The 24,972-nt window shown below is 65.0% G+C and carries 26 protein-coding genes; 15 read left to right on the forward strand and 11 right to left on the reverse strand.

Going from position 1 to position 24,972, the window contains the following annotated elements:
- Nucleotides 1-45 precede the first annotated feature (45 nt).
- The 7 genes from ACX17K_RS10365 to ACX17K_RS10395 all read left to right on the forward strand — a co-directional run bounded on the left by ACX17K_RS10365 (nt 46) and on the right by ACX17K_RS10395 (nt 5,534).
- Nucleotides 46-267, forward strand: a complete 222-nt coding sequence (locus tag ACX17K_RS10365; protein ID WP_493774716.1) for a hypothetical protein — start codon at nt 46-48, stop codon at nt 265-267.
- 11 nt (nt 268-278) lie between these two features.
- On the forward strand, nt 279-1,517 hold the full coding sequence (locus ACX17K_RS10370; protein WP_104947549.1) for a lipoprotein-releasing ABC transporter permease subunit: 1,239 nt from the start codon (nt 279-281) through the stop codon (nt 1,515-1,517).
- Nucleotides 1,510-2,202 carry a lipoprotein-releasing ABC transporter ATP-binding protein LolD gene (lolD, locus tag ACX17K_RS10375; RefSeq protein WP_493774717.1) on the forward strand — a complete coding sequence of 231 codons (693 nt, stop codon included), beginning with the start codon at nt 1,510-1,512 and terminating at the stop codon, nt 2,200-2,202. Before ACX17K_RS10370 ends, lolD begins: the two co-directional genes overlap by 8 nt.
- A gap of 40 nt (nt 2,203-2,242) precedes the next feature.
- Nucleotides 2,243-3,532 (forward strand): mechanosensitive ion channel family protein, encoded by a 1,290-nt coding sequence (locus ACX17K_RS10380; protein WP_493774718.1) that lies wholly within the window; start codon nt 2,243-2,245, stop codon nt 3,530-3,532.
- Nucleotides 3,533-3,541: 9 nt separating this feature from the next.
- Nucleotides 3,542-4,162, forward strand: a complete 621-nt coding sequence (locus tag ACX17K_RS10385) for a response regulator transcription factor (protein ID WP_493774719.1) — start codon at nt 3,542-3,544, stop codon at nt 4,160-4,162.
- Nucleotides 4,163-4,612 carry a dihydroneopterin triphosphate diphosphatase gene (gene nudB / locus ACX17K_RS10390; protein WP_493774720.1) on the forward strand — a complete coding sequence of 150 codons (450 nt, stop codon included), beginning with the start codon at nt 4,163-4,165 and terminating at the stop codon, nt 4,610-4,612. It abuts the gene before it with no gap.
- Between the two features lie 157 nt (nt 4,613-4,769).
- Complete coding sequence (locus ACX17K_RS10395) at nt 4,770-5,534, forward strand: hypothetical protein (RefSeq protein ID WP_493774721.1); 765 nt, start codon at nt 4,770-4,772, stop codon at nt 5,532-5,534.
- 7 nt (nt 5,535-5,541) lie between these two features.
- Here ACX17K_RS10395 and ACX17K_RS10400 read toward each other — a convergent pair whose 3' ends face one another.
- The 3 genes from ACX17K_RS10400 to gntR all read right to left on the reverse strand — a co-directional run bounded on the left by ACX17K_RS10400 (nt 5,542) and on the right by gntR (nt 8,599).
- Nucleotides 5,542-6,849: an MFS transporter gene (locus tag ACX17K_RS10400; RefSeq protein WP_493774722.1), complete on the reverse strand. Its 1,308-nt coding sequence runs from the start codon at nt 6,847-6,849 to the stop codon at nt 5,542-5,544.
- Between the two features lie 46 nt (nt 6,850-6,895).
- Nucleotides 6,896-7,396 carry a gluconokinase gene (locus ACX17K_RS10405; protein WP_493774723.1) on the reverse strand — a complete coding sequence of 167 codons (501 nt, stop codon included), beginning with the start codon at nt 7,394-7,396 and terminating at the stop codon, nt 6,896-6,898.
- A gap of 183 nt (nt 7,397-7,579) precedes the next feature.
- Nucleotides 7,580-8,599: an HTH-type transcriptional regulator GntR gene (gene gntR, locus ACX17K_RS10410; protein WP_493774724.1), complete on the reverse strand. Its 1,020-nt coding sequence runs from the start codon at nt 8,597-8,599 to the stop codon at nt 7,580-7,582.
- A gap of 109 nt (nt 8,600-8,708) precedes the next feature.
- On the opposite strand from gntR, the gene ACX17K_RS10415 reads away from it, so the two are divergent.
- Nucleotides 8,709-9,344 (forward strand): FMN-binding negative transcriptional regulator, encoded by a 636-nt coding sequence (locus tag ACX17K_RS10415; protein ID WP_493774725.1) that lies wholly within the window; start codon nt 8,709-8,711, stop codon nt 9,342-9,344.
- A gap of 39 nt (nt 9,345-9,383) precedes the next feature.
- On the opposite strand, the gene ACX17K_RS10420 is transcribed toward ACX17K_RS10415, so the two are convergent.
- Nucleotides 9,384-10,208 (reverse strand): hypothetical protein, encoded by an 825-nt coding sequence (locus tag ACX17K_RS10420; RefSeq protein ID WP_493774726.1) that lies wholly within the window; start codon nt 10,206-10,208, stop codon nt 9,384-9,386.
- A 240-nt stretch (nt 10,209-10,448) separates the two neighbouring features.
- Here ACX17K_RS10420 and ACX17K_RS10425 point away from each other — a divergent pair, with 240 nt between their 5' ends.
- The 3 genes from ACX17K_RS10425 (at nt 10,449) to ACX17K_RS10435 (ending at nt 15,749) form a co-directional block, all read left to right on the forward strand.
- Nucleotides 10,449-14,621: a sensor domain-containing protein gene (locus ACX17K_RS10425; RefSeq protein ID WP_493774727.1), complete on the forward strand. Its 4,173-nt coding sequence runs from the start codon at nt 10,449-10,451 to the stop codon at nt 14,619-14,621.
- A 116-nt stretch (nt 14,622-14,737) separates the two neighbouring features.
- Entirely contained in the window at nt 14,738-15,211 is a 474-nt protein-coding gene (locus tag ACX17K_RS10430; protein WP_493774728.1) for a GNAT family N-acetyltransferase, read from the forward strand.
- An 88-nt stretch (nt 15,212-15,299) separates the two neighbouring features.
- Nucleotides 15,300-15,749, forward strand: coding sequence for a GNAT family N-acetyltransferase (locus ACX17K_RS10435; protein WP_493774729.1), 450 nt, complete (start codon nt 15,300-15,302; stop codon nt 15,747-15,749).
- A 1-nt stretch (nt 15,750) separates the two neighbouring features.
- On the opposite strand, the gene ACX17K_RS10440 is transcribed toward ACX17K_RS10435, so the two are convergent.
- Nucleotides 15,751-16,413: a DUF3313 domain-containing protein gene (locus ACX17K_RS10440; protein WP_493774730.1), complete on the reverse strand. Its 663-nt coding sequence runs from the start codon at nt 16,411-16,413 to the stop codon at nt 15,751-15,753.
- Between the two features lie 210 nt (nt 16,414-16,623).
- Nucleotides 16,624-16,821, reverse strand: coding sequence for a hypothetical protein (locus ACX17K_RS10445; RefSeq protein ID WP_493774731.1), 198 nt, complete (start codon nt 16,819-16,821; stop codon nt 16,624-16,626).
- Between the two features lie 256 nt (nt 16,822-17,077).
- Between ACX17K_RS10445 and ACX17K_RS10450 the strand changes: the two genes are divergently transcribed.
- Nucleotides 17,078-17,800, forward strand: coding sequence for a substrate-binding periplasmic protein (locus ACX17K_RS10450; protein WP_493774732.1), 723 nt, complete (start codon nt 17,078-17,080; stop codon nt 17,798-17,800).
- Between the two features lie 41 nt (nt 17,801-17,841).
- On the opposite strand, the gene ACX17K_RS10455 is transcribed toward ACX17K_RS10450, so the two are convergent.
- Complete coding sequence (locus ACX17K_RS10455; protein ID WP_493774733.1) at nt 17,842-18,519, reverse strand: hypothetical protein; 678 nt, start codon at nt 18,517-18,519, stop codon at nt 17,842-17,844.
- Here ACX17K_RS10455 and ACX17K_RS10460 point away from each other — a divergent pair.
- A complete protein-coding gene (locus ACX17K_RS10460; RefSeq protein ID WP_493774734.1) occupies nt 18,503-18,727 on the forward strand; it encodes a hypothetical protein in 225 nt (74 codons plus the stop codon). The two genes, ACX17K_RS10455 and ACX17K_RS10460, sit on opposite strands and share 17 nt — an antisense overlap.
- Nucleotides 18,728-18,857: 130 nt before the next feature.
- Here the strand turns inward: ACX17K_RS10460 and ACX17K_RS10465 are convergent, their stop codons facing one another.
- The 4 genes from ACX17K_RS10465 to ACX17K_RS10480 all read right to left on the reverse strand — a co-directional run bounded on the left by ACX17K_RS10465 (nt 18,858) and on the right by ACX17K_RS10480 (nt 23,274).
- Nucleotides 18,858-19,466 (reverse strand): 3'-5' exonuclease, encoded by a 609-nt coding sequence (locus ACX17K_RS10465; protein WP_493774735.1) that lies wholly within the window; start codon nt 19,464-19,466, stop codon nt 18,858-18,860.
- Nucleotides 19,466-21,271 (reverse strand): putative nucleotidyltransferase substrate binding domain-containing protein, encoded by a 1,806-nt coding sequence (locus ACX17K_RS10470; RefSeq protein WP_493774736.1) that lies wholly within the window; start codon nt 21,269-21,271, stop codon nt 19,466-19,468. Before ACX17K_RS10470 ends, ACX17K_RS10465 begins: the two co-directional genes overlap by 1 nt.
- A gap of 57 nt (nt 21,272-21,328) precedes the next feature.
- Nucleotides 21,329-22,111 carry a class II glutamine amidotransferase gene (locus ACX17K_RS10475; RefSeq protein WP_493774737.1) on the reverse strand — a complete coding sequence of 261 codons (783 nt, stop codon included), beginning with the start codon at nt 22,109-22,111 and terminating at the stop codon, nt 21,329-21,331.
- Between the two features lie 233 nt (nt 22,112-22,344).
- Complete coding sequence (locus ACX17K_RS10480) at nt 22,345-23,274, reverse strand: LysR family transcriptional regulator (protein WP_493774738.1); 930 nt, start codon at nt 23,272-23,274, stop codon at nt 22,345-22,347.
- A gap of 141 nt (nt 23,275-23,415) precedes the next feature.
- On the opposite strand from ACX17K_RS10480, the gene ACX17K_RS10485 reads away from it, so the two are divergent.
- Together ACX17K_RS10485 and ACX17K_RS10490 are read left to right on the forward strand one after the other, a co-directional pair.
- On the forward strand, nt 23,416-24,276 hold the full coding sequence (locus ACX17K_RS10485; RefSeq protein ID WP_493774739.1) for an MBL fold metallo-hydrolase: 861 nt from the start codon (nt 23,416-23,418) through the stop codon (nt 24,274-24,276).
- A 5-nt stretch (nt 24,277-24,281) separates the two neighbouring features.
- Complete coding sequence (locus ACX17K_RS10490) at nt 24,282-24,965, forward strand: DsbA family protein (protein ID WP_493774740.1); 684 nt, start codon at nt 24,282-24,284, stop codon at nt 24,963-24,965.
- The last annotated feature ends 7 nt before the right edge of the window (nt 24,966-24,972 follow it).

A 24,972-nucleotide genomic window follows, 5' to 3' on the forward strand; every position in this document is an offset into this window, starting at 1 on the left:
ACGATGCCCGCTTTTCGCGGGCATCGTGTTTTCAGGAACAGGAATATGGCATTGAAAATCGAAATACCGGTATGGCGCGACCCGGAGGGCAACATCGTCGCCTGCGTCGAGAAGCTGAAGGTGATGCGCGAAAACCTGGAGGAAATCGCCCAGATGGCCCAGGACGCGTTCGAGGACGCGGTGCTGATGGGCTGCGAGGAGCAGCAGGTGCGCGACTTCCTGGTGGCGATGATGCAGAGCCTGGACAATCCCTACCGTTCCGAGTGAGAAAACCCGAGATGCCATTTGAAGCCTTTATCGGGCTGCGCTACCTGCGCGCCAAGCGCCGCAACGGATTCATCTCCTTCATTTCCCTGATTTCCATCGTCGGCATCGCCCTCGGCGTGGCGGCGCTGATCATCGTGCTGTCGGTGATGAACGGGTTCCAGAAGGAAATCCGCGGCCGCATCCTCAGCGTGGCCTCCCACCTAGAAGTCAGCGGTTACGACGGCCGCCTCGCCGGCTGGCGCGACGCGCAGGCGATGCTGGTCAAGCAGCCGCACGTGCAGGCGGCTGCGCCCTTCGTCAGCAGCCAGGGCCTGTTCGTCGCCTACGGCAATGTGCGCGGCGGCCTGGTGCGCGGCATCGAGCCCGCGCTGGAAAACAAGGTGGTGGACGTGGGCCATCACATGGTGTCCGGCAAGCTGGAAGACCTGAAGCCTGGCAGTTTCGGCATGACGCTGGGCGTGGAGCTGGCGCGCCAGCTGGGCGTGGGCGTCGGCGACAAGGTGACGCTGATGACGCCGCAGGGCAACATCACGCCGGCCGGGATGGTGCCGCGCTCCAAGCAGTTCACCGTGGTGGGCATCTTCAAGGTGGACATGTTCGAATTCGACGCCTCGCTGGCGATGGTCAATCTGCGCGACGCCCAGGTGCTGGAGCGGATGGGCGATTCCGTCAGCGGCGTGCGGCTGCGGCTGGACGATCCGATGCTGGCGCCGCAGCTGAAGGCCGAGCTGCGGCCGCAACTGCCGCAACTGCTGGTCACCGACTGGACCGACACCAACGCCAATTACTTCCGCGCGGTGCAGATCGAGAAGCGGATGATGACCATCATCCTGACGCTGATCGTCGCGGTGGCGGCGTTCAACCTGGTGTCCACGCTGGTGATGGTGGTGACCGACAAGCAGGCCGACATCGCCATTCTGCGCACGCTGGGCGCGTCGCCCGGCAGCATCATGAAGATCTTCGTGATCCAGGGCGCGGTGGCCGGCGTGCTGGGCACGCTGGCCGGGGTGGCCAGCGGAGTGGTGATCGCGCTGAACCTGGACGTGATCGTGCCGGTGATCGAACGCATCATCGGCACCAAGATCCTGTCCAGCGACGTCTACATGATCGACTACCTGCCTTCCGACGTGCAGTGGGGCGACGTGTCCACCATCACCATCATTTCACTGCTGCTGGCCTTGTTCGCCACCCTGTATCCCAGCTGGCGCGCCTCGCGCACCCAACCGGCGGAGGCCCTGCGCTATGAATAAGGTATTGAGCTGCCGATCGCTCGGCAAACGCTACCAGGAGGGCAAGCTGGCGCTGGACGTGCTGGCCGACGTGAATCTGGAAGTGGGCAAGGGCGAGCACCTGGCCATCGTCGGCGCGTCAGGCTCCGGCAAAAGCACGCTGCTGCATCTGCTGGGGGGGCTGGACACGCCGACCTCCGGCGCGGTTGAAGTGCTGGGCCGCGACCTGTCCACGCTGTCGGAAACCGAGCGCGGCAGGCTGCGCAACGAGTCGATGGGCTTCGTCTACCAGTTCCATCACCTGCTGCCGGAATTCACCGCGCTGGAAAACGTGATGATGCCGTTGTTGATCCGCCGGATGGACAAGGGCGAGGCGGCCCGCCGCGCCGGCGAAATGCTGGAGAAGGTCGGGTTGGGCAAGCGCCTGGAGCACAAGCCGGGCGAGTTGTCCGGCGGCGAGCGCCAGCGCGCCGCCATCGCCCGCGCGCTGGTGACGCAGCCGGCCTGCCTGCTGGCCGACGAGCCCACCGGCAATCTGGACGTCCATACCGCCGGCCAGGTGTTCGAGCTGATGCTGGAGCTGAACCGCACGCTGGGCACCAGCCTGATCATTGTCACCCACGACCTGGAACTGGCCGGCCGCACCCAGCGGGTGCTGCGCTTGAACGAAGGCCGGTTGGCGGCGTCGGATACCGTTTCTGCCTGACGGCGGCTTGCCCGCCGCGTTTTGACCAAGGAGTCGGACATTGCTGTTCATCCGCAAGGAAATGAATTTTTTCGCGCTGCTTGACGCGCTGCAGACCAAGAACGGCCTGATCGAGCTGGCGCTAGGCCTGTTGTGCGTGATCGCCGCCTATGCGCTGGCCCGCCGGCTGTATCGCTACTGGTTTGCTCATAACCCTGAGCGCTACGACCAGTTTCTGCCCTATACCGGCTTCCGGCTGGTGTTGCCGCTGTCGGCTCAGGTGCTGGTGGTGCTGGCCAGCTTCACCTGGGGCAGGCTGGAGCACGCGCCGATGCTGGTGCTGCACATCCTGAGCGCGCTGCTGTTCTGGCTGGCGGTGATCCGCCTGTGCACGGCGGTGGTGCGCCAGGCCTTTCCGCATAGCCGCTTCGAGCGGCATTCCGAGCACTTCCTGGCCTCGGCCTTGTGGCTGGGCTTCGTCAGCTGGACCATAGGCTTCGACGTGGCGGTGATGGATTGGCTGGAGTCGATCTCCTTCTACGTGGGCAAGACCCGGCTGGACCTGCTGACCATTCTCAACGGCCTGCTGTGGGTGACGGTGATCGTGGTGGTGGCGCTGTGGGCGAGCCGCCTGATCGAAGCCCGCATCATGAAGCTCAAGCACCTCGATTCCAATCTGCGCATCGTGTTCGCCAAACTTACCCGCACCGGTCTGGTGGTGGCCTCGGTGCTGGTGGCGCTGCCGGTGATGGGGATAGACCTGACCGTGCTGTCGGTATTCGGCGGCGCGGTGGGTATCGGCCTGGGCCTGGGCTTGCAGAAGATCGCCAGCAACTTCGTGTCCGGCTTCATCATCCTGCTCGACCACTCGATCCGCATCGGCGACCGGCTGATGGTGGACAACCGCGTCGGCTATGTGACCAAGATGACCTCGCGCTATGTGGTGTTGAAGGGCTCCGACGGCACCGAGGCGCTGATCCCCAACGACGCGCTGATGTCCAATACGGTGATCAATCAGTCCTACTCTGACAAGAATATGTGGACCAGCCTGCCGGTGCAGGTGGCTTACGGCACCGATCTGGACCTGGCGCTCAGCCTGCTCAAGCAGGCGTCGGACCATCCGCGCGTGCTGAAGAATCCGGGCGCCAACGCCTTTGTCACCCTGTTCGCCGACAGCGGCATCAATCTGGAGCTGGGTTTTTGGGTGGCCGATCCGGAGAACGGCTTCATGGGCCTGAAATCGGACATCAACCTGGCCATCTGGCGGCTGTTCAAGCAGCACAATATCGAAATCCCCTTCCCGCAGCGGGAAGTGCGCATCGTCGGCGACAAGCCGGCGGGGCAGGGCTGAGGAGGCATCATGAGCGCGAAACGGCTGGCCATCATCGACGACGACGAGGCGGTGCGGCAGTCGCTGCTGTGGCTGCTGGATGGCCAGGGCTACCGCGCCGACGGCTTCGACAGCGGCGAGGCCTTTCTGGCCGATGGCCACGGCCAGGACTACAACGGCATCGTCCTGGATCTGCGGCTGTCCGGCATCAGCGGCATCGTGCTGCTGGAGAAACTGGCGCACTGGCCGTACTGCCCGCCGGTGATCATGCTGACCGCGCACGGCGACGTGCCGCACGCGGTGGCGGCGCTGAAGCTGGGCGCGCTCGACTTCATCGAGAAGCCGTTCGACGACGTGCGCCTGCTGGAGCGCGCGGCGGCGGCGGTGGAGCTGGACGAGCAGAACCGCCAGCGCCACGGCCTGCAGCGCAAAGTGTCGGCGGCGCTGGCGCTGCTGACCGAGCGCGAGCGCGAGGTGATGCAGCTGATCCTTGCCGGCAAGCTGAACAAGCAGATCGCCGAGGAGCTCAGCATCAGCATGAAGACGGTGGAGGTCCACCGTTCGCGGGTGTTCGAGAAGATGGGCGTCAAGTCGGCGGTGGAGCTGGCCGGCATGCTGGCCGCGCCCGGCGCCCAGGGAGGCAAGCTTTAAATGGGCAGCAAGCAGCCGGTGTCGGTGCTGGTGGTGATACACAGCCGCGATGGCCGGGCCTTGCTGATGGAGCGGGCGGACAAGCCCGGCTACTGGCAGTCGGTGACCGGCAGCCGCGAAGGCGGCGAAGACCTGATCGACACCGCCCGCCGCGAAGTGGCGGAGGAAACCGGCCTGGACGCATCCCGTTTCGAGCTGAGCGACTGGCATCTGGTCAATCGCTACGAAATCTACCCGCACTGGCGCCACCGCTACCCGGACGGCGTCACCCACAACGACGAGCACGTGTTCGGCCTGCTGCTGCCCGAGCCCTGCGAGGTGGCGCTGGCACCGCGCGAGCATCTGGGTTATCGCTGGCTGCCGTGGGATGAGGCTGCCGAGCTGGCGTTCTCGCCATCCAACGCCGAGGCGCTGCGCATGCTGCCGAAGAGGCTGGGGCTGGAGAGTTGAGCCGATTGCCCCTGTCCGTCCATCTCCACCCGCCCGCTTCGGCGGGTTTTCTTTTTTCTGCCGCGTGAATATGACTTTTCTTGATGCTTTTGGCATGAAAGAATGATTTTAAAATTAAATGCATATTCTGGAATGATCCAAATGATGGAGGCTGGCAATGCAGGAACGCGAAGAGGAAAGAAGTTCAAAGCGCGAATTGGAGCTTTCCGAGAGACTGGCAGTTCTCGAGGCGCAGTTTAAGGAAGGGCGGGAGCGCGCTGCTGAATCGGAAAACGCGAGAACGATGCGCTTGGACATCGTGCTGGATTTGATTCGGTCGATGTGGAGGGCTCTACTGCTGATTGTTTTGCTATGCGCCGCTGCTCATTATGGATTGGCGTTTTTCCAGTTGCGAATTGAGCGCGAGGCGAAAGCGGAGTTGAGAGCTGCGTCGGAGCAGGCCGCCAACAACGCTCGGGACGCGCAGACTGCTGGCGTGGTGGGAAGCATGGGGCCGCAGATTGCGGGAAAGGACGGTTTGATCTTGCTGCGTCTGGCAGTGGAGTCTTATCCGGAGGGCAGCGGGGCTGCGAAGAAGGGTGCGATTCCGCTTTCCGGTTTGGTTTCCTTGATCGATAAATTCGCCGCGGCAGGCGCGATCATGGTGAAGGATGCCTCGGCATTGAAGTCGGAGTTGTTGAAGAATGCGGTGGAAGGGGGGAAGGAGATCATGGTCGAAGCGGCGAAAAAGCTGATCGACAAGTTTCTGGATGATAAGAAGGACGAGCTCCTTGTGAAGGGAGTCGCTGGCCAGTTTATGGTGCAAGTGAACCAATTTTGCGGCGGCGCATCGACTAAATCGCATCCCAAGCCTGCGCCGCCGACTCCCAAACCGCGCGATTTGTGCGGCAAGTGCGGAGACGGCAAGCGCAGAGCCTGTTAAACGTGCCCTAGTCTGAAACTGCGCCGGGCTCGGGCAGTTGTTCGATGCGGCCCAGCAGGAAGACGAAGGCCAGGATGCCGATCACCAGCATGAAGCCTGCCACCATGAAGGCGTTGGCGAAGGAGTGGGTGGCGCCGACGATGAAGCCGGTGACGATGGGGGCGACCGCGCCCATCATATTGTTGGCGAAGTTCATGATGCCGCCGACGGTGCCGGTGCCGCCGCGCGGCGCGATCAGGGACGGCAGCGACCAGCCCACCGGCGCGGCGGCGGCCAGGCCGCTGAGCGCGATGGTGATCCAGATGATGGCGATGTAGGGATCGGTGGTGGTCGTCGCGCCGAACACCGCCATGCCCATGGCCATCCCGCACAGCAGCACCGTCTTGCGCACGCGGGTTTCATCGTGGCCGCGGGCGATCAGCTTGTCGATCAGCCAGCCGCCGACGAACAGGTCGGACAGGGTGGCGAACATCCACGGGATGGCGGAAAACCACGCGGACTTCAGGATGTCCATATGCATCGCCTGCACCAGGTAGCCGGGCAGCCAGGTCAAAAACAGGTAGAACACGTAACCGTAGGCGGCGAAGCCGATGGACAGCCCCCACACCTTGCGCTGGCGCAGCAGGTAGCCCAGCATCGCCATCGAGCTTTGCTGGCTGACGCCTTCCTCGGCCGCGCCGCCCTGGATGATGTATTGGCGCTCGGCTTCGCTCAGGTTTTTGTCGGCGCTGGGGTCGCGGTAGATCAGATAGAAGGCGATGAAGTACAGCACGCTCAGGATGGCGGACACGCCGAAGCCCCAGCGCCAGCCCAGGTGCACCACCGCCAAGGCGACCATCGGCACGCCGATCACATTGGAGAACTTGGCGGCGGCGTCGAAGATGGCGGTGGCCATCGCCCGTTCGCGGCGGGGAAACCAGTAGCCGGTGGCCTTGGAGCTGACCGGGAAGCCCGGCGCTTCGGCGACGCCCAGCAGCATGCGGGCGGCGAAGATGCCGGCGAAGCCGCCGGCGCAGGCGGTGAGAGTGGCGGCCACGCCCCATAGCAGCGCGCCCAGGCGGCCGATGCGGGTGGTGCCGAAGCGGTCCAGAATCACGCCGGTGGGAATCTGCAGCAGCGCGTAGCTCCAGAAGAAGGCGCTGAACAACAGGCCGAGTTGGCCGTTGCTGAGGCCGAACTCCTGCTGCAACTGCGGCGCGGCCACCGACAGGCTGATGCGGTCGAAGTAATTGACCAGGATGCCTATGCCCAAGAGCCCGCCTATGCGCCAGCGGCGGGCGGGAACCTTGAATTGTTGTGGGGACGGGGCGTTCATTGTTGTTCTCCTCTTTGATACTGCCTTTGCGTTGAAACGGTTGGGTTCAGTCCAGCTCCGCCAGGATGCGCCGCAGCAGCGCGTCTGGCGGCAGGGCGACGTCGCAGGGAATCGCGGCTTCGTCGGCGCCCGGGGCTTCCAGGTCGCGGAACTGGCTGTCCAGCAAGCTTTCCGGCATGAAGTGGCCGCTGCGCTCGCGCATGCGCTCGGCGATCAGCGTCTTGTCGCCGAACAAATGGACGAAGCGCAGGCCGGGATCGCCGCCGCGCAGCACGTCGCGGTAGCGGCGCTTGAGCGCCGAGCAGGCCAGCACCATGGGTTCGCCGCTCTCGCGGCCCTGGCGCAGCTTGTCTGCCAGATTGGCCAGCCAGCCGGCGCGGTCGCCGTCGTTCAGCGGAATGCCTTCTCGCATCCGCGCGATGTTCTCGGGGGGGTGGAAGCTGTCGCCTTCGATGAAGCTGGCGCCGATGGCCTCGGCCAGCAGGCGGCCCACGCTGCTTTTGCCGCAGCCGGCCACGCCCATCACCACGATATTGCCGTTTTTCATGTTAGCGCTAACATTTTGTGTTGAAGGATAGCCGGAACAAGCCCGGCTGGATGGCATTGATGTTAGCGCTAACAAAAAGTTCACAACAAGCAGTTGGATCAAGTTTTGCGTTTTGTCCGCGCGGCGCTGTAGTGGGATAGCAACATCGCGGCCTGAGGCGGAAAGCCGCGCGGGCGCGGGCTTTCAGCTGCTGCGGCGCAGCATCAGCTGGAAGCCCAGGTCGGCGCGGCGCGATTCCGGCTCCTCGCCATCTATCAGCCGCAGCAGGGCGCGGGCGGCATGGACGCCGATGTCGCGGCGCGGCGTGGCCACCGTGGTCAGCGTGGGCGTGCACCAGGCCGACGGCTGCAGGTCGTTGAAGCCTGCGATGGCCAGCCGCCCCGGCACATCCAGCCCCAGCTGCTGGCTGCGCGACAGCGCACCGATCGCCAGGTCGTCGTTGCAGCAGAACAGCGCGTCGCAGTCCGGGCGCTGCGCCAGCGCCGCGTCCAGCATGTCGGCGCCCATCTGCATGCTGGAGGGCTGAGGGTCCAGCCATTCCAGCCCGGCGTCGCGGCAGCCGGCCGCGTCCAGCGCCGCGCGGTAGCCTTCCAGGCGCTTCATCACCCGTTCGTCCAGCTGGGCGCCGAGAAAGCCGATGCGGCGCTTGCCGCGCGACAGCAGGTGGCGGGTGATGGCGGCCCCGGCCTCCTCCTGCGAGAAGCCCACGCAGCAGCGGCCGTCGTCGGCCAGATCCATCATGTAGACCGCCGGCAGCGCGTGCTGGCTCAGGATGCGCTCGAACGGCTCGGCGTGGCTGAGGCCGGTGATCAGCACGCCGTCGGGCCGGTGCTGCAGATAGGCGCGCAGCAGCTGCAGCTCCTGGCCTGCGTCGTAATGGCTGTTGCCGATCAGCATCTGGTAGCCGGCGGCGTCCAGCACCGTTTCGATGCCGGCCAGCGTCTCCAGGAACACGGTGTTGGCCAGCGAGGGAATCAGCACCAGCACCGTCCGCGATCTCGCCGAGGCCAGCGTGCTGGCGGAGCGGCTGGGCACATAGGCCAGCGCGTCGACCGCCTGCATCACTTTTTCGCGCAGCGCTTCGGAAACCTGCTGCGGTTGATTCAGCACCCGGGATACGGTGATGGCGCTGACGCCGGCCGCCTTGGCCACGTCGTGCATGGTGACGCCGCTGCCGGAGCGGACGCGCGGTTTTCTGGACATGGATTTCTCGAAATGGATTGGCAATACTGTTGTCATTATATCGCGGCGGAAGCGCTTGCCGGGCGATGACGCCTGCTTGTAATGTCGTGATTTTTCCCGGGAGCCCATCATGTACCAGCCTAGCCATTTCGTCGAGGCGGATCCTGCCGTTTTGCTGAGCCTGATTCGCGCCCGGCCGCTGGCCACCGTGGCGATCAACGGCGAGGACGGCCCGCTGGCCAACCACCTGCCGTTGCTGGCGGTGGAAGAGGACGGCGCGCTGAGGCTGAGGGGCCATGTGGCGCGCGCCAATCCCCTGTGGCGGCTGCTGGAGGCGGAGCCGCAAGCGCTGGCGGTGTTCCAGGGCGACGACGCCTACATCAGCCCGTCCTGGTATCCGGCCAAGGCCGAGCACGGCAAGGTGGTGCCCACCTGGAACTATATGGTGGCGCACGCCAGGGGGCGGCTGCGGGCGGTGGACGATCCACAGTGGCTGCGACAACTGCTGGAAGAGTTGACGGTCCGGCGCGAGGCGGGTTTCCCTTTGCCCTGGCAAGTAGCCGACGCGCCGGCCGACTATCTGGACAAGATGCTGCGCGCCATCGTCGGCATAGAGTTGACGGTGAGCCGGCTGGACGGCAAGTACAAGCTCAGCCAGAACCAGGACGAAGCGACCCGCCAGAGCGTGCGGGCAGGCCTGGAAGGCGGCGGGGATGCGCGAGCCAGGGCGCTGGCCGGCGAGATGGCCCGCCGGCAAAAACCTTGATCGCGCGCGGGCCGGCGCCTTGAGCGTGCGCCAGCGGCGCTAGTGGCGGAAGCGGGCGAGCAGTTCGGCCAGCTCCGGCGGCGCGGCCTCGCCGTCCTGCCGCAGCCGCAGCAGGAAGCCGTCCAGAAAACCGGACAGCAACGCGGACGAGGTCACGGTGGCGCCGATGCGGGCATGGTCCCACTCCACCACCACGCCTTGCAGATAGGCGGTCAGGCGGTTGCTGTCCTGCTGGAACGAGTGGTACAGGCTGATCGCCGGCGCGCCGCTCAGCTGGTAGAAGGCCTGCAGCGTAGATTTGTCCAGCCGGCAGCGGCTGAGGATGTCGCGGCTGTCGAACTCGACGAACAAGGGCTGCGCCACCTGGTTGCGGCGGGTGTTGCTGCTGTATGGCCGCGACACCACGCCGATCGCTGAATTCAGCTGGCCGGCGGGCCGGCCGTTGCTGACCGGATAGCCCAGTAGCAGGGTGAAGGCGCTGGCCATCGGATCGGGCAGGGCGCCGTGGTCCAGCTCGAAACAGTTTTCCACCGGATGGCGGACCAGCCAGTCGGCCGGCAGATGTATCGCCGCCAGGTCCAGATGCTGGGGGCTGGCGCAACGCAGCTGCAGCAACGGCCATTGCTGCGAGCCGTTGCTGGCCACCACGTTCTGGCCGTGATTGACGCAGGCGGCGGACAGCACGGCTTCGGATGTGACGATGAACTTTTCGCCACGGTAGCTCAGCAGCAGGCCGCTGCCGAAACAGGGGCCGGTCCGGCCTGCGCTTTTTTTCGGATGAAAGGCCACTACCATCGGGCTGAGAAACTGGTAGATATGCTCCAGACACTGCAGGGGATCATCCAGATCGAACAGAAACTCCATCCCCGGTTACCTCTCGCGACAACGATTCTTCGCTCAGCATAGTTCAGGCTAGGATGATTTGAATGCCTGTTTGTCTTCCCGCCGCGGCAGCGGGCGAGGCGAATGCTATACCTGTATGGAACGAATCCGAACGAAACGGACGGCATGCAGTCCGCTTCGGTGGACGTTGGACAAGGCTCCGCCGGCAGCGCGGCGCGGAGGACGACAGACCCGGCCGGCGCCGGGCTCAGGGGGCTCTCAATGGCAAGCAACGCGCGAACCAGATTCATTCTGCTGGCGGTGCCCAGCTATGCGCTGTTCGCGCTGGCCTGGATTTTTTTCTCCGATCAGCTGCTGGCCGGAATGGATGCTTCCCGCGCGCTTCCCCTTTCCATCGCCAAGGGCGTCTTCTTCGTTCTGCTGACTTCCATCCTGCTGTCGCTGGCGCTGAGGGCGGTGCCGTCCGGCGACGGCATCGCGCAGCTGGCCTGGCTGGGCAATCTGGCCAAGGGCATGCAGCCGGGCCGCCGAAGCGGCTGGCTCGCTTATCCGGCGGTGCTGGCGCTGCTGGGCGGCGCGCTGGCGCTGCGGCCATTCCTGATGGGGCCTGAGCTGGACGCGCACCCGATGCTGATCCTGCTGATATTGCCCATCATCCTGGGCGCCGGCATGGGCGGCCTCGGCCCCGGCCTGCTCGCCACCGCGCTGGCGGTGCTGGCTGCGGATTGGCTGGCGGAACCCCATCTGCACGTGGCTCAGGCGCCGTGGCACAGCAAGCTGCAATTATTGTTTCTGGCGGTGAATGGCCTGGCGGCGAGCTTGCTTTGCGCCAAGCTGCGCCAGGCGCTGGAGCGGGTCGTCATGCACCGGGCGCTGCTTGACGCCGTGGTGACAAGCACGTCCGACGCGGTGTTCATCAAGGATGTGCAAGGCCGCTATCTGCTGGCCAACCATGCCGCGCTGGCCTTTGTCGGCAAAACCGGCCGCGACGTGATAGGCAAGGACGACCGCGAGCTGTTCGACGAGGAAACCGCCAAAGAGCTGATCATTCAGGACCGGCTGATCATGCAGAACGGCCGGGTGCAGACCCTGGAAGAGAATCTGACGCTGCCCAGCGGAGAGCGGATGGTGTTTCTGGTGACCAAGGGGCCGGTTTACAACCAGGAAGGGCAATTGGGCGGGCTGTTCGGCATTTCGCGCGACATCAGCCGGCAAAAGCAGGCCGAGAACCTGCTGCGCGAAAACGAGACGATGCTGCAGCAGGCGCAGCAGCTGGCCGGCATCGGCAGCTGGAGCTGGGATCTGGTTGAGGACCGCCATTACTGGTCGCCGGAGGCTTATCGCCTGTTCGGCCTGGTTGAACGCTTCGGGCCGCCCGGCTATCCGGCGATGCGGCGGTTTTTCAGCGACGAAGGCTGGGAACAGCTGTCGGAGGCGATAGGCCGCTGCAGGCTGATGGGCATGGGCTACGAGTGCGACGTGGAGTTGCTGCGCGCGGACGGAGAAAGCCGTTGGCTGACGATGCGGGGCGAGGCGCGGCGCGGCGAGGAGAACGCCATCGTCGGGCTGTACGGCACCATGCAGGACATCACCGAGCGCAAGCAGATGTCGATGCAGGTCAAGGCCAGCGAAAACCGTCTGCAACTGGTGGCCGAGGCCACCAGCGACGGCTTCTGGGATTGGGATCTGCGCAGCGGCAAGGTATACCGCTCTTCCCGCTACTACGAAGTGACCGGCACCCAGCCGGAGGAGGACAGCGGCGATTTCCGCTTCTTCCGCCAGATGGTGCATCCTGCCGACCTGCCTTATGTATTGCAGGCGATAGAGGCGCATCGCCGCGGCAAGAGCCCGAAGATAGAAATCGATTTCCGGCTGGCCAAGCAGGACGAGGGCGTGCGCTGGCTTCAGGTGAGGGGCCGCGCGGTGGAGTGGGACGAGCGCGGCGCCGCGGTGCGGCTGGTCGGCAATTTGTCCGACATCACCGAGCGCAAGCGCGCCGACGAGGACTTGAGGCTGGTGTTGAACGAAGCCGGCGACGCGATCTGGGTCACCGACGTCGACGGCTATTTCATCTTCGCCAATCCCGCCGGCTGCCGTCTGACCGGACACAGCCTGGATGAATTGCGCGACATGCACATCCACGATCTGGTGGCGCCAGAGTGCCTGGGCATGCTGGCCGAACATCTGGCCAAGATCAACAACGGCTCCTTCCTGCGTTTCGAGTGGAAGCTGCGGCTGAAGAAGGGCGGCTCGGTCAGCGTGGACCTGACCTCAGGCAAGATGAAGGACGGCCGCTATATCGCCTTCGGCCGCGACCTCACCGAACAGCACCGCGCCGAGCAGGAGCTGCGCGACCGCGAGCGCCAGCTGGCGCGGGTGATCGCCGGCTCCGACCAGGGTTTCTGGGACTGGAACCTGAAAACCAACCGCTTTCAGATCAGCCCGCGCTGGGAAAGCATGCTGGGTTACGGTCCCGGCGAGATGCATATCACGGCGGACAACTGGTACGAGCATCTGCATCCGGAGGACGTGGCTCTGGTCCGGGACTCCATCCAGCGCAATCTGCGCGGCGAACTGAACAGCCATGAGGTGGAAGTGCGCTGCCGGACCCGCGGCGGCGACTGGCGCTGGATCCTGTCGCGCGGCCGGGTGGTGGAGCGGAGCGAGCAGGGCGAGCCGCTGATGATGTCCGGCACCCATACCGACATCACCGAGCGCAAGGTGTTCGAGCAGACGCAGAAGGAAGCCGCCGCGGTGTTCGACAGCAGCTATGAAGGCATCCTGATGGTGAGCCCGGACGGCGTGATCACCAAGGTCAACAACGCCTTCTCCCGCATCACCGGCTACAGCGCCGAAGAGGCGATAGGACAGAAGCCCAGCCTGCTGTCTTCCGGCAAGCAGCCGATCAGCTTCTACGAGGAGCTGTGGAACTCGGTCAAAGGCCACGATTTCTGGCGCGGCGAGCTGTGGAACCGCCGCAAGAACGGCGAACTCTACGCCGAGCTGCTGTCGATTTCCGTGGTGCGCGACGAACAAGGGGAGGTGCAGCACTATATCGGCATTTTTTCCGACATCACCCAGCTCAAGCAGCACGAGGCCGAGCTGGACCGCGTCGCGCATTACGATCCGCTGACCGGGGTGCCCAACCGCCGCCTGCTGTCCGACCGGCTGCGGCAGGCCATCGTGCGCGCCAACCGCAGCGGCAAGTCCTGCGCGGTGTGCTTCCTGGATCTGGACGGCTTCAAGGCCGTCAACGACAAATACGGCCATGCGGTGGGAGACCAGCTGCTGGTGGCGGTCAGCAACAATCTCAAGGCCATTCTGCGCGGCGACGATACGCTGGCGCGGCTGGGGGGCGACGAGTTCGTGGTGCTGCTGTCGGAGGTGGGAGGGCCGGAGGAGTGCATGCTGGTGCTGGACCGGGTGCTGGCCACCGCATCGCGGCCGATGCCGGTGGGCGACGCGGCGGTCAGCGTCACGGCCAGCATAGGCGTCAGCCTGTACCCGCAGGACAATGTCGATCCGGACACGCTGCTGCGCCACGCCGATCAGGCGATGTATTTGGCCAAGGACGCGGGCAAGAACCGCTACCAGCTGTTCGACCCGGAAAACGACCGCAAGGCGCAGGAGCACCGCCAGTTCCTGGAGCTGTTGCGCCAGGCGCTGGTCCGCGACGAGTTCACGCTGTTCTACCAACCGGTGGTGGATCTGCAGAGCGGCGAGATCATCAGCGTGGAGTCGTTGATACGCTGGCGCCACCCCAGGCGCGGGCTGCTGGCGCCGGCGGAGTTCCTGCCTCACCTGTCCGGCAACGAACTGGAGGCCGCTTTCGGCCTGTGGGTGCTGGATGCCGCGCTCAGCCAGGTGTCGCGATGGGCGGAGGCCGGCTTCCACGTCAATATCAGTACCAATGTCAGCACCAACTACCTGCTGCGAGCCGATTTCGGCCAGCAACTGTCCGCCGTGCTGGGACGCTATCCCAACGTGCCGCCCTGGCATCTGGAGCTGGAGATCGTGGAGAGCGCGTCCGGCGATGTCGAGCAAACCATACGGGTGCTGCAGCGCTGCCGCGAACTGGGCGTGCATTTCGCGCTGGATGACTTCGGCACCGGCCATGCGTCGCTGACTCATCTGCGCCGGTTGCCGGTGGATACGCTGAAGATAGACAACAGTTTTGTCCACGACATGATAGATAGCCCGGACGACAGGCGCATCGTCGAGGGCGTGATCGAGCTGGCTTCCATTTTCGCCCGCAAGGCGATCGCCGAAGGCGTGGAAACGATGGAGCATGCCGCCCTGCTGCGCCGGATTGGCTGCCGCTATGCCCAGGGTTACGGCATCGCCCGGCCGATGGAGGCCGACAAGGTGATGGAGTGGTGTCGCCGGTGGCAGCAGGACGAGACCTGGCAACAGTTGGCGGACCAGGCTTCCTGATGCGATTCCCTGTTGTCATTTGTTTGGCTGCCGCTGCCGCCATTTTCTGCTAGATTGCCGTTTTCAGACACACTGGGCCCGCCGCGAGGCGGGCCTTGTCATTGGAGAATTCTGGCATGCATGAATGCGCCAGGGCGGGGCATCCGGTTGAAATAAGGCTCGCCGCCGGCGCGGATGCCGACGCGCTGGCGGCCCTGTATCGTCAGTTGACCGGTGACGCGCGCACGCGGGTGTTGCCGGAGCGGCTGGATGCCTTGGCGGGCGGCGAACGGGCGCAGGTGCTGGTGTGCGAGTGCGGCGGCGAGCTGGCCGGTACCGCCTGGCTCGGTTTTTGCGAGGACATCATGTACGGCGAGCAGCCGTTCGCCGTGCTGGAGAACCTGGTGGTGGACGCGCGCTGGCGCGGCCGCGGCTTGGGCGCGATGCTGCTGCGCGAGGCCGAGCGGCGCAGTCTGGCGCGAGATTGCTCCAAGATCATGCTGCTCAGCTCGATTGGCAGGGAGGACGCGCATCGTTTCTTTCTGCGCGCTGGCTTCCACGGCGACGCCAAGCGGGGATTCGTCAAGTATCGCGGCCGGATGGCGGGATGAAACCGGATTGATTGATAACAATAGCCAAGGAAACAGGATGCGCTTGCAAGAAAGAACAAGACCAGACATCGATGGGGCGGCGAACAGGGTGTCGATCAGGCTGGAGCGCCCGGATCAGCCCGAAGTGCTGGCCTTGATCGACGAGCTGGACGCCTACCAGAAACCCTTGTATCCGCCGGAGTGCCATTACGGGGTGGATGTGTCGGCGCTGTTGAAGCCGGAAGTGGCTTTCGCCGTGATTCGAGGGAGGGACGACGCGGCGCTGGGATGCGGCGCAGTATGGTGCGGGCCGGAATTCGGCGAGCTCAAGCGGGTATTCGTCAAACCGGAATGCCGCGGCAAGGGCGCGGCGCGGGCCGTGCTGTCATTCCTGGAGGAGCAGGCGCGCGCCAGGGGCTGCGCGGTGGTGATGCTGGAGACGGGCATCCATCAGCATGAGGCGATCGCTTTGTACCAGCGCGCCGGCTACGATTTCTGCCCGCCTTTCGGCGATTACCGCGAAGACCCGCACAGCGTGTTCATGCGCAAGCCGCTGTGAGTCAAGGGGCCTTGCCCAGATGGGCGGCCAGCTGGCGCGCGCTCTGGCGGCACCATTCGTCTATCAGCGGCTTGATCAGGTCCAGCGTCATCGGCTGTTCCTTGATCTTGTTCTTTTCGTTCTGGCGCAGGTTGACGGTGCCGGCCAGCAGGCCGCCGTCCTGGGCATCCTCCAGTTGCGCCATGCTCGCGATCTTCAGCAGGTAGGGCTCCTTGCCGGTGGCCAGGCGGGCCAGATTGAACACAGCCTTGACCGGCAGCAGATCGATGGCGTTGACACCGGGCCTGTCCTGGCTCACGCCGGTGACGGCTACCCGCAACCGGGCGACGCCCGTCGCCGGCTGCAGCGCTTCCTCTACGCCGGCGGCTTTCAGTTCCGCCTGCATCCGATCATGGAAGTAGCCGACGATCGCGTTTTCGTCTCCCGCCTGCAGCAATTCCCAGCTGCCGTCATCCGCCTGGCGCAGAAAGAGCAAGGGTTCCAGCAACACCGAATGATAAGCCTTCAGATCCACGCCGGGTTTCTGGTACACGCGCTGGCCGGGCACCATCTTGCCGGGCTGGAAGGCGTCCAGCGGCACGGTGAACAGATTGTCGGCGCTGTCGGCCAAGGCCGGCAGGCTGAATCCCAGGACGCAGCATAGTGTCAGTGCGGACAGTCTCATTATCGTTTCCTCTGTTTTGGCTTCAGTACGGTGACATGACGCAGACAGGATAGTTCGAAGCGGAGAGCTTGTCGCGCGGGAACAGCCAGGACCGCTTAGAGCCGCTAACAAAACCTCGCAGAGAACCTGAGCCAAGGCGCGCCGACGCAGGCAGTACTCATCGTGCGACAAGGAGGCGCAACGCGGGATCAGGGGTTTTGTTAGCGGGTCTTAACGGGCGAAGTAGGCGTACAGCGCCAGCATCAGGATGCAGGCCGCCACCATCAGATTGAGCAGGAGGTCCTCTTGCAGCGGTTCGAAATGCAGTTTGTCATGTGCGCTCAGGCGGGAACCGTTGAGCTTGCGCAGCCAGTATTGCAGCAGATTGCGGGGACTGGGGCCGTCCGCGTCGGCATTACCGGGTTTCATGATCGAATGCCTTTTTGTTTGAGAGTGAACGCCGTTGCATTTTACGCCGCTTTTATATGCAGGCAACATCTTTTGATGAATATTTTTCTTTCGGAAATGAATATTCAAATGGAAATAATGCTTTTGGCATTAATTGGTCAGGGAGGCGGCGCGGTGGAGGATAGCGGCTGGGCTACACTGACGAAAGTGGTCCGAGCGGAGGCCCGGAGCGCGCGGATGCGTTGCCGGACCGCCGCCGCTCAGGTCGGGAGAGACGATGAAACTGCGGCTTGTTTGGCTGGTTCTGGCCGCCGCTGCCGCAACTGCGGCCGCGGAGCCTGTGTTGTTCCATTCCTACACGCTCGCAGTGGAGCCGTGGGGCGTGGCCGACAGCGATCGAGGCGTCGGTCCGGATTTCGTCCGTTTCCTGGCGGCGCAGACCGGCGTGCCGATCAAGGCCGAGGTCAGACCCTATCTGCGGGTGATAGACGGCATGCGCAGCGGAGCCAACGCGATCAATCTGGGCATCCCCACCGAAGAGAGGGAGCGTTACGGCATCTCCATCTGCGAAGTGGCGAAGCTCAGGGTCTCGCTGGTTTACCGGCTGGAGCCGGGGCGCGCGCATCCATCGGCGCGCAGCTTCGCCGGACTCGCCGTCGGAGAGCTGAGAGGCAGCCACACGCTGGATGCCTTTGACCGCGCGGTGCCGCATGTCAGAGTGCTTCTGGGCGATATGGATCAAGGCGCGAAGATGCTGGCGGCGGGCAGGCTGGACGCCACCGTCTGCGTAAGGCCCGGCTGCGGCAATGTGCTGGATGAGGCGGGCCTGGCGGGGAAGGCGCTGGGAGAATGGCCGCTGGACGCGCAGCCGCTGAGGATTTATGTCTCGAAATTCAGCGCGCTGGCGCGCGATGCGGACGCGATGGGCAGGTTGCGGCAGGCTTGCGAGTCGGCGGAAGGCCAGCAGGAGATGCGCCGCCTGCTGGCTCCCTATCATTAGCACGCGGCGGTCGCGGGCAGGTCCCGCGCCGCGCGTCCATTTCAGACCGACATCGACATCAACAGGCTGCTGATATCGTTGGTGCCGGCATTCGCCTGATACAGGCTCAATGCGGCCTGCAGTTGCTGGGCGCTGGTCGAGTTGGTGGAGCCGGTGGTCCCGGAGGATTGGGATTGGCTGCCATTGGCGGCATTCAGCAGGCTTTGCAGGCCGCTGTCGTTTTGTTGCTCGCCGCCGCCGCCGTGATGGTGGTGGTGATGGTGCTGTCCGCTGGCTTGCTGGGTGCCGTCGGCCTGCAGGCCTTGCTGCAATTGCTGGAAGTCTTGCTGAGCCTGGCTGATGTTGCCGGACTGCAGATCCTGGCCCAGCGTGTTCAGCAAGGAGGAGATGGAGCTCCCGGCGCTGCTTGCGCTGCTGCTGGTTTGGCTGCCGTTCACCGCGGCGAACGGATCAGTGGAACTGGAGCTGGAACTGGCCGACGTGGAGGACGTCGCGCTGAGAGCGCTGTTCAGCGCGGAGCTGAAGTCGCCGCCGCTGCTACTGCTGCTGCTGTTCGAGCCATTCAACTGCTGCAGCGCCGCCAGAGCCTGCTGCGCGCCGGCGATGTCGCCTTGTTGGACGGACTGGGTCAGACTGTTGAAATCCTGGCGGCGCTGCTGGCGCTGCGTCTGCATCTGCTGCCAATAGGCGTTCGAAGTATTGGTGCTGCTGACGGACATGGTGCTTCTCCTTGAAAACGATGTTGCCGGGCAGCGCTTCACGGATCCGCTGCTGTCCTTGGCGGCAGCCGGTCGGAGTGACTTCCCGTCCGGCCGGCAATTATTGCCGCCTTGCCGTTCAATGTTTGCCGTTGTCGCCGAGGAAATCGCTATTTTGCTGATTTTCCAATCGAAAACAACGACTTGGCGGAGGGTGGTTCAGCAATAGGCGTGCCAGGTTGCCGGCGCCGAGCGAGGGAAATGTTTACAAATGTTGCGGCGCAGGCGCGGCCGGGAAAACTCGCGCGGATGCGAGCCTCGCGGGCCCAGTGCGGTTTCTTTGGCTTGGCCGGGGGCTTTTAACCGAAGCCGCGCTTGCGCAGGGCCTGGTACAGCATCGCGGCGCTCAGCGCGTCGTTGAGCGCGTCGTGGCGCGGCAAGGCGGGCACGCCGAGTTCCCGGTGCAGCGCGTCCAGGCTGAGGTCGATGTGGGCGTCCGGATGCAGGCGGAAGCGGTAGTCGTAATAGCGGGCGGAGAGTTCGATCTGCCGTTGCGGCAGGCCGATGCCCAGCAAGGGCTTCACGTATTTGTTGAGCAGGGCGACGTCGTATTCCAGGTAGTAACCCAGCAGCGGCCGTCCGCCGATGAAAGCCAGCAGCCTGAGAATCGCCTCGCGCGGGGGTAGGGCGTCGGCCAGGTCGCGGCGGCGCAGGCCGTGCACGGCGATATTGCCGGCGCTGGGTATGCCCTCCGGCCTGACCAGCAGGTATAGCGCCTCGCTGTGCAGAATGCGGTTGCCGCGCAGCTTGACCGCGCCGATCGACAGCAGCTCGGCCTCGGCCGAGTTCAAGCTGGTGGTCTCGCAGTCCAGGCTGACCATCTCGTCCGCAGGCTCGTCGAAAAGCCCGCTCCAGGCCGGATCGCGCAGCCGCGCGCGCAGCCAGCGCCGCCGCAGCCGCTCCAGCATCAGAAGCTCCCCAGCCGGTAATGGTGGCGCAACTGGGCCTTGAAGCGCTTCGCCACCGCCAGCGCGTCCTTGAGCAGATCGCGCTCCAGCGTGGACAGTGCCTCCGGCTCGATCAGATTGTCGGGGGCCTCGCCGGCGTCCAGCCGCCGCAGGCCGCGTTCAAGCCGCAGCTGGGACAGGAAGGCCAGCGCCTCCAGGATGTCGTCGGCGAGCCCGGCTTCCAGCTTGCCCGCTGCCGCCAGGAATCTGGCGCGCTCCGCGCTGGAGGCGGCGTCGATGCCGTTTTCCAGCGCCAGCGCGCGCAGGCCGTGGACCAGGGGAAAGATGCCGCCCTTTTTCAGGTCCAGCAGCTCGCGGCCGCCGCTTTCCCGCGTGCGCAGCCGCGAGAAAGGGCCGAGCGGAGTGTCGAATTGGTCGATGGCGCGGGCGAAGCGGGAAAAGAAGCCGGCGTCGTCCTGCAGCCGCGCGCGCAGGTAGCCGCGGCAATCCGCCAGCAAAGCCTCGTCGCCGCATACGGATTCGGCGTCGCAGAAAATGGCCAATTGCAGCATGCTTTCGCCGTCGGGACGGGTCAGCCAATGGTGGATGCGGTCGCGCATGTCGCTGAGGGACAGGCGCCAATGCGGATTGCTGACCATCACGCCGCCGGGACAGGGCGGGTAGCCGAAGCGGGCGAGCGCGGCCGAGAACGCCTCGCAGCAGGCGGCGGCTTCCGGGAAGTCTTCCGCATTCGGCAGCAGCAGCGCGTTGTCCTGATCGGTCTTCAGTATCTGCTCGCCGCGGCCTTCCGACCCCATCACCAGCAAACAGCTGCTTTCCGCCAGCCTCGCCGGCGCGATCATGCGCCAGGCGCGGGCGAACAGCCGGGCGTTCAGCGCCTGCACCAGCCGGCCCAATTGGGGAGGGCGCACGCCATGGCCGGACAGGATGCGGATCAGCCGGTCGATCTGGCCGGCGATGTCGGCCAATTCATCCAGATCGGCGGCGCGGTCCAGCCGCTGGGCGATCAGGTGGGAATGATTGGAGAAATAGGACAGCACGTCCACCTGGGCCAGGATGCCGACCGCCTGGCCGTTTTCGGTCACCACCAGCCGGCGCAGATTGCGTTGCGTCATCAGCAGCAGGGCGTTGAACAGGAAGTCGTCCCTGTCGATGCACAACAGCTGGTAACTGCTGTGGCGGCCCACCGGCTCGCCGCCGTCCACGCCTTCCAGAATGATGTCGCGGCAGTCGGTGGTGGTGAAGATGCCCAGCCTTTCGCCGTCGCGGACCAGCACCGATTTGCTGCGCTGTTCCTTCATCGCGCGCGCGGCGTCGCGGATGCTGGCGGCGGCATCGACGAAAACCGGCTGGCGGCAACCGGCGTCGCGCACGGTGGCGGACAGCAGGGTTTGCAGTTCGCGGCTGCCGGCGCGCTGGGCGAGCAGGCCCATTTTTTCCGCGACGCTGGCGTAGAAATAGGCGCCGAAGCGCGGGTTGCTGTCGGTCAGCGCCAGCACCGCGTCGCGGGGCAGGGCCAGCAGCAGCGTTTCTTCCTCGGCGACGAAGCGGTTGGCGGCGCGGCCGGCCACCAGCGAGCGGGCGTCGAAGACGTCGTGGATGCGATAGCGGCCCAGCGTTTCGTCGCCGGCAAGCTCGGCCGCTACACCCTTGATCACCATGTACAGCGCGTCCATCGGTTGATCCGGGCCGACGATTTGGGCGTCGTCGGGAAAGTAGACGATGTCGGCGCGGGCTTCCAGCGCGTCGCGCTCGGCGGGCGCGAGGGTGTCGAACGGCGGCTGGCTGAGATCGAAGCGGCTCATGGCGTGTCCATGCTGCGGGCTGTTCCCTTCAGCATAACGCCTATCGCCGCCTCGGTGTCAGCCGGCCGGTTTGTGGATCAGGCGCGGCTCGCCGTCGCGGAACAGGATCAGCTCGCCCGGGGACAGCGGGGTCCAGCGCTCGTTGTCGGTCAGCGGTTGGGTGGCGATCATCGCCACCTGGTCGCGCGGAGTGGTGACGGAGGCGAAATCCACGCTGACGTCGTCGTCCACCAGGTGGGCGGTGTTGAACGGCGCGCGGCGGATGATGTAGTGCAGGTTGGTGGAGCAGTGGACGAACAGCGACTGGCCGTTGCTCAGCATGAAATTGAACACGCCGCTGGCGCTGATCTCCGCGGCCAGCCTCGCCACTTCTTCGAATAGCGCGTCTTCCTCCGGAGGCTCCGACCATTTGACGCGCAGCTTTTCCATCAGATGGCAGAACGCGCGCTCGGAATCGGTGGTGCCCACCGGACGGTAGTGCTCGCCGGGGCCGGGGTTGAAGCTTTCCAGGTTGCCGTTATGGGCGAAGATCCAGTACTGGCCCCACATCTCGCGCATGAAGGGATGGGTGTTGGCCAGATTGATCTCGCCCTGGGTGGCTTTGCGGATGTGGGCGATGACGTTTTCGGACTTGATCGGGTAGCGGCGCACCAGATCGGCCACCGGCGATTCCACCGACGGTTTGTCGTCGAGGAAGACGCGGCAGCCCTTGTTTTCGAAGAAGGCGATGCCCCAGCCGTCGGCATGGTGGTCGGTGAGGCCTCCGCGGCGGTGAAAGCCTTCGAAGGAAAACAGGATATCGGTCGGGGTATTGCAATTCATGCCCAGCAGCTGGCACATCGGCTTGATTCCACTTCTTGAAACGGTTTGCGCGGCTCCGGCCTGGCTGCCGGGATGGTCTTGTAGCTGAGCTTAGGCGATCTTGCGGCCGCAGGCAATCGCCCTGCGACAGCCGATAGCAAAAGTTATGCAGGCATGACTGATCGATATAAGCGTGGAAGTCGAGGATAGCTGCGGAATTCTGCGTCAGGAACGCAGGGCATGGCGTGCAATGCCTGGCCGCGTATCGCCTTTCAAGCGGTGCGCCCGGCCAGCGCCGATGGAATGTCCCATGGCGGCAGCGGCCCGCCCAGACGGTCCACCAGGAAGTCCAGCAGGCTGCGCAGCGCCAGCGGCAGCAGCCGCCGCGACGGATAGAGCGCGTGTATGCCGAGGATGGTCGGCTGCCATTCCGGCAGCAACGCCACCAGCTCGCCGCGGCTGACGTGATGCGCGGCCAGGTAGCTGGGCTGCATCGCGACGCCGGCGCCGGCCACCGCCGCGCTCAATAGCGCGCTGGCCTCGTTGCCGCTGATATTGCCGGACACCCGCACTTTTCGTTCTTCGCCGCCGCGGTTCAGTTTCCATTCGCTGCGGCCGAAGTTGCTGTAGCTGAGGCAGCGATGCCGCTCCAGGTCTTCCGGACTCTGCGGCGCGCCGTGCCGGGCCAGGTAGGACGGCGCGGCCACCAGCAAGGAGCGGCAGTCGCACAGCCGCCTTCCCACCAGGCCGGGATCCGGCTCGTTGGTAATGCGGATGGCGAGGTCTATTCTTTCTTCAATCAGGTTGACGGCGCGATCGCCCAGCTGCAGGTCCACCCGCAGCTGGGGATGGCGCTCGCCGAACTCCGCCACCGCGCCGCCCAGCACCGCCAGTCCGAACGAGGTGCTGGCCGCCACCCGGAGCAGGCCGCGCACCTGGCCGTCGCGCTGGCCGGCATCCGCCCGCACTTCGTCGGCCAGCTCCAGCATTTGCCGGCAGCGGGCGAGGCAGGCGAGGCCGGCGTCGGTGAGGGTGACTTTGCGGGTGGAGCGCTGCAGCAGGCGGACGCCCAGCCATTGCTCCAGCTCTTCGACATAGCGGGTGACCATCGGACGGGACATGTCCAGCTTGTCGCCGGCGGCGGTGAAGCTGCCCAGCTGGGCGACTTCGGCGAAGACTTGCATGGCGGTGAGTCGGTCCATTTATTTGCACGATTTAAGAAACAATAATGTGCAGTTTAGCCGATTTATTGGATCGATTCTTGCGCTTATAGTGTGCGCATCATCACTGAAACGCAGTGCAACCCGCCGGCGGGCGCCGGCATTAGACCAAGGAGTCACCTTATGATCCGCCAAACCCTGATCGCCGCCGCTCTCGCCGCCGCCGGTTTCGCCCATGCGGGCGACCTGAAACTGTCGGTGTACAACGCCGACGGCAACAGCTTCAATGTTTCTTCCGTGCTGGTCACCGGCGACAAGGACGCCGTGTTGATCGACACCGGCTTCACCCGCGCCGACGCCTACCGCATCGCCGCCAAGGTGCTGGACAGCGGCAAGAACCTGAAGACCATCTACGTGAGCCAGGCCGATCCGGACTACTATTTCGGCGCTTCCGTGCTGAAGCAGATCTTCCCCAAGGCCGAGCTGGTGGCCGCGCCGGAAGTGCTGGCCCACATCAAGGGCAACGTGAAGGGCAAGGTAGCGTTCTGGGGCCCGAAGATGGGCGCCAACGCGCCGCAAGCCAAGCCGCTGCTGCCGACCGCGCTGAAGACTGACAAGATCATGCTGGAAGGCAAGGCGCTGGAGCTGCGAGACACCAAGGGCGTGATGGCGCACCGCGGCTATATGTGGATTCCGTCCATCCGCGCCATCGTCGGCAACGTGGGCATCTACTCCGGCATGCATGTATGGACCGCCGACACTCAGAACGACGCCGAACGCAAGGGCTGGTACAAGCAGTTGGACGACATGGAAGCGCTGAAGCCGGAAGTGGTGGTGCCGGGCCACATGATCGCCGGCGACAAGATGGACGTGTCCGCCATCCGCTACACCCGCGATTACCTGAAGGCCTTCGAAGCCAAGAATGCGGAAACCCGCAACAGCGGCGAGCTGATCGAGGCGATGAAGCAGGCCTACCCGAACGCGGCCGAAGTCTCCACGCTGGAGCTGGGCGCCAAGGTGCGCAAGGGCGAGATGAAGTGGTGACCAGCATGAAACTGCATTACTTCTACGACCCGCTGTGCGGCTGGTGCTACGGCGCCTCCCCGCTGCTGCAGGCAGCGGCCGCGCTGCCCGGCGTCAGCGTGGAAATGCACGCCGGCGGCATGATAGACGAGGAAGAGGGCCGCGCGATCACCCCTGACTGGCGCGCTTACGTGATGCCGCACGACAAGCGCATCGCCCAGATGAGCGGCCAGCCTTTCGGCGACGCTTACTACGATGGCCTGCTGAACGATATCGGCGCGCCGCTGGCGTCGAATCCGCCGATCGCCGCGGTGCTGGCCGCTCCTGGGCTGGGCATCGCGCCGCTGGCGATGCTGGCCCGCATCCAGCGAGCCCATTACCAGGAAGGCCGGCGCATCGCCGAGTTCTCGGTGCTGAGCGAATTGGCGGTCGAACTGGGCGCGGATGCGGCATCCTTCCAGGCGGCCTGGCAGTCCGCTCGAGACGAGGCCGAAACGCACATCGACGACACTCGCCGCCAGATGGGCCGTTTGGGCTTGCGAGGGTTCCCGTCGGTGGTGCTGGAGCAGGACGGCAAGCTGGAGCGGCTGGAGCTGTCCGGCTGGCTGGGCAAGCCGGCCGAGCTGGCCGCCGCGCTGGCGGAGAAGCTGCCCAAGCCGGCAGTCGCCGGCGACGACGCGCTGTTCTGCACGCCGGACAGCTGTCGCTGATTTTCCG

This window comes from Chromobacterium sp. INPA-IVC (genome assembly GCF_059047085.1).